The 7977-nt window shown below is 72.2% G+C and carries 5 protein-coding genes and 1 other RNA gene; 3 read left to right on the forward strand and 3 right to left on the reverse strand.

Annotated features, from left to right (window positions below; translation table 11 throughout):
- Positions 1 to 40 precede the first annotated feature (40 nt).
- A complete protein-coding gene (gene lon, locus JT362_RS34595; RefSeq protein ID WP_260196163.1) occupies positions 41 to 2410 on the forward strand; it encodes an endopeptidase La in 2370 nt (789 codons plus the stop codon).
- Positions 2411 to 2474: 64 nt separating this feature from the next.
- Positions 2475 to 4745 carry a hypothetical protein gene (locus tag JT362_RS34600; protein WP_260196164.1) on the forward strand — a complete coding sequence of 757 codons (2271 nt, stop codon included), beginning with the start codon at positions 2475 to 2477 and terminating at the stop codon, positions 4743 to 4745.
- Position 4746: 1 nt separating this feature from the next.
- On the opposite strand, the gene JT362_RS34605 is transcribed toward JT362_RS34600, so the two are convergent.
- The 3 genes from JT362_RS34605 to JT362_RS34615 all read right to left on the reverse strand — a co-directional run bounded on the left by JT362_RS34605 (position 4747) and on the right by JT362_RS34615 (position 7282).
- Positions 4747 to 5391, reverse strand: a complete 645-nt coding sequence (locus tag JT362_RS34605; protein WP_260196165.1) for a response regulator transcription factor — start codon at positions 5389 to 5391, stop codon at positions 4747 to 4749.
- A complete protein-coding gene (locus JT362_RS34610; protein WP_260196169.1) occupies positions 5379 to 6461 on the reverse strand; it encodes a sensor histidine kinase in 1083 nt (360 codons plus the stop codon). The genes JT362_RS34605 and JT362_RS34610 overlap by 13 nt, the downstream gene beginning before the upstream one ends.
- A gap of 128 nt (positions 6462 to 6589) precedes the next feature.
- The gene (locus tag JT362_RS34615) at positions 6590 to 7282 is read right to left on the reverse strand and encodes a sensor domain-containing protein (protein WP_260196166.1); all 693 of its coding nucleotides are present in this window, start codon (positions 7280 to 7282) and stop codon (positions 6590 to 6592) included.
- A gap of 163 nt (positions 7283 to 7445) precedes the next feature.
- Here JT362_RS34615 and ssrA point away from each other — a divergent pair.
- Positions 7446 to 7820: a transfer-messenger RNA gene (gene ssrA, locus JT362_RS34620) on the forward strand.
- The last annotated feature ends 157 nt before the right edge of the window (positions 7821 to 7977 follow it).

Below are 7977 nucleotides of genomic sequence, written 5' to 3' on the forward strand. Positions count from 1 at the left end.
TGGGTTGAGTAGGACAAGCTCAACTTTGGAGGGTGTTCTCATGGCAGAGTCGATGACGCTCCCGGTGTTGCCCCTGGACGACACGGTGCTGCTGCCGGGCATGGTGGTGCCGATCCGGCTCGCCGGGACCGATGGGGCGGAGGTCCGCGCGGCGGTCGAGGCCGCCCAGGCGGTCGCCGAAGGGGACAAGCCGAGGGTCGTGATGGTGCCCCGGCTGGACGGCAAGTACGCCAGGGTCGGTGCGCTCGGCGTGGTCGAGCAGGTCGGTCGGCTGCCCGCCGGTCAGCTCGCCGCCGTGGTGCGCGGCACCGAGCGGGTGCGCATCGGCGCCGGTACCACCGGGCCGGGCGCGGCGCTGTGGGTGCAGGCCGAGGTGGCGGAGGTGCCGCCGGCCGACGAGCGGACCCGGGAGCTGGCCAGGGAGTACAAGTCGCTGGTCATCACCATGCTCCAGCAGCGCAGCGCCTGGCAGGTCGTCGACTCCGTGCAGCAGGAGGACGACCCGTCCGCGCTCGCCGACATGGCCGGCTACGCGCCCTACCTGACCGACGAGCAGAAGGTCTGGCTGCTGGAGACCGCGGACGTGACCGAGCGCCTGGAGAAGCTGCTCGAGTGGGGCCGCGAGCACCTGGCCGAGCTCGACGTCGCCGAGACCATCCGCAAGGACGTCCAGGAGGGCATGGAGCGCCAGCAGCGCGAGTTCCTGCTGCGCCAGCAGCTCGCCGCGATCCGCAAGGAGCTGGCCGAGCTGGACGGCAGGCCGGAGTCCGAGGAGCAGGACTACCGCGCCCGGGTCGAGGCCGCCGCGCTGCCGGAAGCGGTGCACGAGGCGGCGATGGCCGAGGTCGACAAGCTGGAGCGGACCTCCGACCAGTCGCCCGAGGTCGGCTGGATCCGGACCTGGCTGGACACGGTGCTGGAGATGCCGTGGAACACCCGCACCGAGGACGCCTACGACATCACCGGCGCCCGCGAGGTGCTGGACGCCGACCACGCCGGGCTCGAGGACGTGAAGGACCGGATCGTCGAGTACCTGGCCGTGCGCAAGCGCCGCGACGAGCGGGGGCTCGGGGTCGTCGGCGGCCGGCGCAGCGGGGCCGTGCTGGCGCTCGCCGGTCCGCCCGGGGTCGGCAAGACCTCGCTCGGCGAGTCGGTCGCCCGCGCGATGGGGCGGAAGTTCGTCCGGGTCGCGCTCGGCGGCGTGCGGGACGAGGCGGAGATCCGGGGGCACCGGCGCACCTACGTCGGCGCGCTGCCCGGCCGGCTGGTCCGGGCGATCAAGGAGGCCGGCTCGATGAACCCGGTCGTGCTGCTCGACGAGATCGACAAGGTCGGCGCCGACTACCGGGGCGACCCGACCGCGGCACTGCTCGAGGTGCTGGACCCGGCGCAGAACCACACGTTCCGGGACCACTACCTGGAGGTCGAGCTGGACCTGTCGGACGTGGTGTTCCTGGCCACGGCGAACGTGGTCGAGCAGATCCCGGCGCCGCTGCTGGACCGGATGGAGCTGGTCACCCTCGACGGGTACACCGAGGAGGAGAAGGTCACCATCGCGCGCGACCACCTGCTGCCCCGGCAGCTGGAGCGCGCCGGCCTGACCGCCGAGGAGGTGACCGTCACCGACGACGCGCTGCGGCTGATGGCCGGCGAGTACACCCGTGAGGCCGGGGTGCGGCAGCTGGAGCGGGCGATCGCGCGGGTGCTGCGGAAGATCACCGCGCAGCTGGCGGTCTCGGCGGTGACGCTGCCGCTGACCGTCGACGTCGGCGACCTGCGCGGGTACCTGGGCCAGCCGAAGCACACGCCGGAGTCGGCGGAGCGGACGGCCGTGCCCGGCGTCGCGACCGGCCTCGCGGTCACCGGCGCGGGCGGCGACGTGCTGTTCGTCGAGGCGTCGGTGGCGCCGTCCGAGTCCGGGGCGACGGGTGTGACGCTGACCGGGCAACTGGGCGACGTGATGAAGGAGTCGGCGCAGATCGCGCTGTCGTACCTGCGCTCGCACGGCGCCGACCTGGACGTGCCGGTGGACTCGCTGTCCGAGCAGGGTGTGCACGTGCACGTTCCGGCCGGTGCGGTGCCGAAGGACGGCCCGTCCGCCGGCGTCACGATGACGACCGCGCTGGCGTCGCTGCTGTCCGGGCGCCCGGTACGCGCGGACGTGGCGATGACCGGGGAGGTGTCGCTGACCGGCCGGGTGCTGCCGATCGGCGGGGTGAAGCAGAAGCTGCTCGCCGCGCACCGGGCCGGGATCACCACGGTCGTGCTGCCCAAGCGCAACGAGCCCGACCTGGACGACGTGCCGGCGTCGGTGCTGGACGAGCTGACCGTGCACCTGGCCGCCGACGTCCGCGAGGTGCTGGACGTCGCCCTTGCCCCGGCCCCCGCGATGGCGACCGCCGCCGCGTGACGACTCGGGGGGCCGGGCGCGTCCCGGCCCTCCCGGCGCGGCGGGCGTGCAGCAGGATGGTCCGGTGGGCGCACCGTTGAGCCGACCGACCGCCGACAGCACGGCCGTCGCCGAGTCGTGGCTGCACTCCCAGCGGGACCTGCACGCCCTGCTCGAGGAGGCGCTGACCGACCCGGACATCGCCGAGGCGCTGGAAGAGGAGGGGATTCCCCCGGCCGAGGCGCGCAGCACCACCATCGAGGACCCGAACGTCCTCGCCGCACTGCGTGACATCCGCGAATGGCGACGGGTGTGGACCGACGACGTGTCGGTCCGGAACTGGGGCCTGCGCTCCGGGCGGCTGGCCGGGCTCCGGCCCGGTGTCCGGCTCGTCATCGCCACGCTCGTGGTCGTGGCGTATCTCGGGCTGACCTTCGCGTCGGTGCCGGTCATGCCGTTCTGGGCGAACCTGCTCAGCCTCGCCGGGTTCGTGGCCACCGTCGGGTTCGCGGTCGGCCTCGCCGGCGAGGAGGTGTGGAGCGTGGTCATCGCCGTACGCAACGCTCGCGACTGGCGGAACTGGCGCCGGTACGCGCTCGACGAGGTCGTGCTGCCACGGCTGCGCCAGTTCATCGACGAGCGGCGTGCGCCCGATTACGACACCACGCTGGCGATCGAGCACGTGTACAGCCTGTACCAGGAGGAGGACGACGCTCCGGTCATCGTCACCTCGGCCGGGCAGCGGCTGCGGCGGATCATGGCGCGTCCCACCTCGGACGCCGTGGCCATCGCCGGCTACCGGGGCGTGGGCAAGACCACCGCGATCCGTGCGGCCGCGCGGGGGATGTTCAGCGACCCCGGGGTGGCCGTGCCGCTGGGTGTGGTCGTTTCGGCGCCGTCCCGGTACGAGGCCCGGGACTTCGTGCTCCACCTGCACGCGGTACTCGCGAAGCGGGTGCTCGCGCTGACCGGATCGCTGCTCGACCTGCCGCGCGACGGGGACCAGCCCAGGGCCGGCCGGCTGATCCGCCTCGGCCGGGCGGCGGTGAACCGGCTGGTGCGGCTCGTCGTCGTGACCGCCCCGCTACTCGGCGCGGCGTACCTGGCCGATCCCGCGGGGGTGCGGCACCTCGGTGCCGCTGTGATCGCGGACTTCCCGGGATACCTGCTGGACCTGTTGTGGGTCTTCGACGACCGGCCAGTGGGCCTGCGGGTGAACACGGTCGCCGGCATCCTCCTCACCGGCGCCGCGGCGGCGCCGGTGATAGTGGTGCTCACGACGCTGTCCCGGCTGGTGGACTGGCTGCGGCGGCTCTCCCGGTCGGCTCGGCAGCCGGAGGTGGCCGCGCTGCGCGCCGAGGCGGTGCGGCAGCTCGACCGCATCCGGTTCCTGCAGACCTACACCAGCGGCTGGTCCGGCAAGGTCGGCATCCCGCTGCCCGGTTCCGATCTGGGCTGGACGCGGGGCAGCCAGCGCGCCGAGCAGCAGCTCACCCACCCCGAGGTCGTCGAGGCGTTCCGCGAGTTCGCCGGCCAGGCGGCCGCCGTGCTCATCCGCCGCCGTGCGATCGAGCGGATCCTGGTCGCCGTCGACGAACTGGACAAGATCGCCGAGCCGGAGAAGGCGCACGAGTTCGTCAACGACATCAAGGGGATCTTCGGGGTCGAGGGGTGCCTGTTCCTGGTCGCGGTGTCCGAGGACGCGATCTCCGCGTTCGAGCGGCGCGGGCTGCCGGTCCGGGACGCCTTCGACAGCGCGTTCTCCGAGATGATCCGGATGGACCCGTTCACGCTCGAGGAGAGCCGTCGCTGGATGGGGCGGCGGCTGCTCGGGGTGCCGGTGCCGTTCAGCTGCCTGTGCCACTGCCTGTCCGGCGGTCTGCCGCGGGACCTTCGGCGCAGCACCGTCGACATGATCAACATCTCGCAGGCGACCGACTCGCGCGACCTCGAGTCGATCACCGCGGCGATGGTCGGTCTGGAGCTGGACCGCAAGGCACACGCGTTCGCAGCGGCCGCGCGTCGGCTCGACGACAGCGCGGAGGCCACCGAGCATCTCGCGGACCTGCTGCTGATCCCCTTGACCAGGACGCCGGCCGAACTGCTCGAACTCGCCGGACGGCTCGCACCCGGTGCGGAGTCGGCGATGCCCGGGTTGCGGTGGCAGAGCGCGTGCTTCGTGCTGTTCTGCGCGACCGTCCGCCAGGTGTTCACCAACGACCTCACCGAGTCCGGCCTGGCCCTCGGGGTCGAGCTGCTGGGCACCGCCCGGGTGCAGCTCGCCGTCGATCCTCGGGTGGCGTGGCGGGTGGTGTGCGACGTCCGGGAACGCTACGGCCTGCCGGCGCCAGGCTGAGTCAGGCGCGTTCCAGGAAGGTCAGGACCGCGCGGACCCTGCGGTGTTCCTCCGAACTCGGTTCCAGGCCGAGCTTGGAGAAGATGTTGCCGACGTGCTTCTCCACGGCGCCGTCCGAGACGGTCAGGGACTTGGCGATCGCGACGTTCGTCAGGCCCTGGGCCATCAGGCCGAGGACCTCGCGCTCGCGCGGGGTCAGGACGTCGATCGGGTTGCGTCGGCCTCGTGCCATCAGCTGCGCGATCACCTCCTGGTCGATGCACGTGCCGCCGCCGGCGACCCGGTGCACCGCGTCCACGAACTCCGCCACGTCGGCCACCCGTTCCTTGAGCAGGTAGCCGACGCCGCCCGCCCCGCCGGACAGGAGTTCGACCGCGTAGCGCTCCTCGACGTACTGCGAGAGCACCAGCACCGGCAGGCCGGGCAGCTGCTCGCGCGCCCGCAGCGCCGCCCGCAGGCCCTCGTCGGTGAACGTCGGCGGCATCCGCACGTCGACGATCGCCAGGTCGGGGCGGTGCTCGCTGACCGCGACCAGCAGGCCCTCACCGTCCTCGACCGCGGCCACGGTCTCGATCTTCTCGTCGGCCAGCAGGCGCTGGATCCCGGCACGCAGCAGTACGGAGTCCTCCGCGATCACCACGTGCACGGAAGGTCCGCCCTGATCACTGTCGGCCCACCCACGGGGCTCACCACGGTCATCACGCCGTCAATCGTCGCAGCCCGGTCGGCGAGGCCGGCGAGCCCACCTCCCGTCCGCATCGACGCGCCGCCCCCGCCGTTGTCGGTGATCTCGACGACGACCAGGTCACCGGTGGGACGTTCCTCGCGCCAGGCGTTGACCTTGGCCTCGGTGGCGCCCGAGTGCTTGGCCAGGTTGGTCAGCGACTCGCCCACGATGAAGTACGCCGTGCTCTCCACCGCGGCCGGCGGGCGGGGGTCGATCGCCACGTGCACCTCGACCGGGACCGGGCACTTCGCGGCCAGTGACGACAGCGCCGCGTCGAGCCCCCGGTCGCCGAGCACGGCCGGGTAGATGCCGCGGGCCAGGTCGCGCAGCTCGGACACCGCGAGCTTGGCGTCCGCGTGCGCCTCGTCGATCAGCTCGCGGGCGCTGGCCGGGTCGGCGTCGAGCTTGGACTTCGCCCGGCCGAGACCCATGGCGACCGCGACCAACCGCTGCTGGGCGCCGTCGTGCAGGTCGCGCTCGATCCGTCGCCGCTCGGCCTCGGCCGCGTCGACGCCCCTGGCCCGGGACGCCTGCAGATGCTCTGCCTTCTCGGTGAGCTGCTCGGTCTCGTTCGGTCCGAGCAGGGCCTTGGCCAGCATGACGTGCAGCGCGGCGACCACCGGCAGCACGAACAGGCCGATCGGCAGCAGCACGATGCCGGCGATCGCCAGCCCGAACTCGAAGCAGTGCAGCGGGAACGACGCGACCAGGTACAGCACGTTGCGCCACACCTGCGGGTGCAGCAGCCGGGCGCGGTAGCGGCGCCAGAACGAGCCGGACTTGTCGAGCTCGATCCTCGGGGTCGGGATGTCGACGCCGAGCGTGCCGCGGATCAGTCCGCGGTTCGCGGCGGCGAACCCGGAGACCAGCTGGGTGGCGATCAGCAGGATGCCCAGGCCGACCCAGATGACCAGGGTGCCGACGCCGACCGTCAGCAGCACGACGGTGAGGACGAACGCGACCAGGCTCAGCGGGAAGCCGGCCAGCATGAACAGGGCCGAGCCTGCCCCTCGGCGCAGCAGCGACTGCTCGGTTTCGGGAGCGGGGGGTGGTGGTGCCACGGGGACAGGATCCCGCTCCGGCGGGTCCGGCACCAGGTACAGGGGCTCAGCGCTGGTCATCGCCCCACCGCCGCGGACGTGTTCCAGTCGATGGCGCCCGCGGTGTCGAGCTTGGCCAGGCGGTCGATCCGCTGCTGGCTCGGGCCCAGCACGGCGCGGGCGTAGCGGGCGTGCGCCCGGCCGAGCACCTTGGTCAGCGTGAGCGTGACGGCCAGCACGAGCAGCCCGGCGGCGGCCCACGGCAGCGTCTCGAACCAGGAGTCGACGTCGAAGGCGCCGCCGTCCCAGGTGACCGGGTGCCAGTCGCCGGGCAGCCACGGGTAGTAGACCGGCATGAGCACCAGCCACAGGCTCGTTGCCCAGGTGGTGACCATGATCGTGAACTCAGCGACGCCGATCGGCAACAGGAGCAGGTGGTAGGCCATGTCCTTGTAGGTGGCCGGGTCCTTGAACCGCGCGCCGACCCGCTTGGTGACGCCGTCGGGCAGCGGGCGGTACGGGGTGGCGACGTAGGTGCCGAGCATGGCGTGCACGCGCATCCGTTCCAGCTGGGCCGCGCCGCGCCAGACCACCGCCGCGACGGCGAGGACGACGAGCCCGACCCAGATGACGACCGTGCTCAGCCCGACCGAGGTCATCGTGACGACGAACACGAACGAGGCGATGCCGATGGGCAGGTTCAGCACCAGGTAGGCGAGCGAGCCCCACAGGGGCGGATCGGGCTGGGTACCGTCGCGGTCGGTGGTCATCGAGGTCTCCTTCGTCGTGTCGCCCTTCCAGGATGTCGGTGCGGGGGTGTGCGGAACCATGGGGTGATCCGCACACTTCGGGGTGGGGTTTTCCCTACCTCCGATATCGGGATGATCCGGAGCGCCCGGCGCGTTAGACTGGGTGTGGAAGTTCCCACGACTAGGGGGTGAACGGTTTCGACTCTGGACGTTGAGTCAGGGGAAGCGTGCAGGTGCAGGCGGATGGCCACCTCAAGCGTCGCCGCAAACCAATAAGCGCCAAGGTTAATCACCAGCGCGACGTCGCACTCGCCGCCTGAGCGAGTAGCGATGTCTGTCGGCCCGGGGTCGCCTCCGACCCGGTTCGCCGGCATCAGCTAGGAGGCTTACCGCCGCGGATCGGCCGCGGAGCCGCGGCGGGACATCTTCAGCGGCTGGGCCCGTCACACCGGCTTGTTCACGTGACCGGTGGGGCCGAGTAGAGGCACAGTGAACTGCGCACGGAGAAGCCCTGTCGAGGCGACAGAGGACCCGGGTTCGATTCCCGGCACCTCCACTCGGCGTACGTATGCTCGCGGAACGCGCTCGCCGGCTCGTTTCGGATCACGTTGGGGGCCGAGCCCCCCAAGCCCCCCACGGTGCGAGCTCCACCGGAACCAGCGTGGGGGCGTTTGCGGTTGACCAGCGGCGGCCGGCGGCTCTTCGAGCCGCCGGCC

The sequence above is a fragment of the Actinophytocola gossypii genome (genome assembly GCF_025165815.1).
GTDB lineage: Bacteria > Actinomycetota > Actinomycetes > Mycobacteriales > Pseudonocardiaceae > Actinophytocola > Actinophytocola gossypii.

What these genes read in the sequence shown, in the direction of transcription:
- JT362_RS34610 (WP_260196169.1), bottom strand. Translation starts at nt 6,461, where the DNA reads ATGCTGGCCGGCTTCCCGCTGAGCCTGGTCGCGTTCGTCCTCACCGTC.
- JT362_RS34615 (WP_260196166.1), bottom strand. Translation starts at nt 7,282, where the DNA reads ATGACCACCGACCGCGACGGTACCCAGCCCGATCCGCCCCTGTGGGGC.
- lon (WP_260196163.1), top strand. Translation starts at nt 41, where the DNA reads ATGGCAGAGTCGATGACGCTCCCGGTGTTGCCCCTGGACGACACGGTG.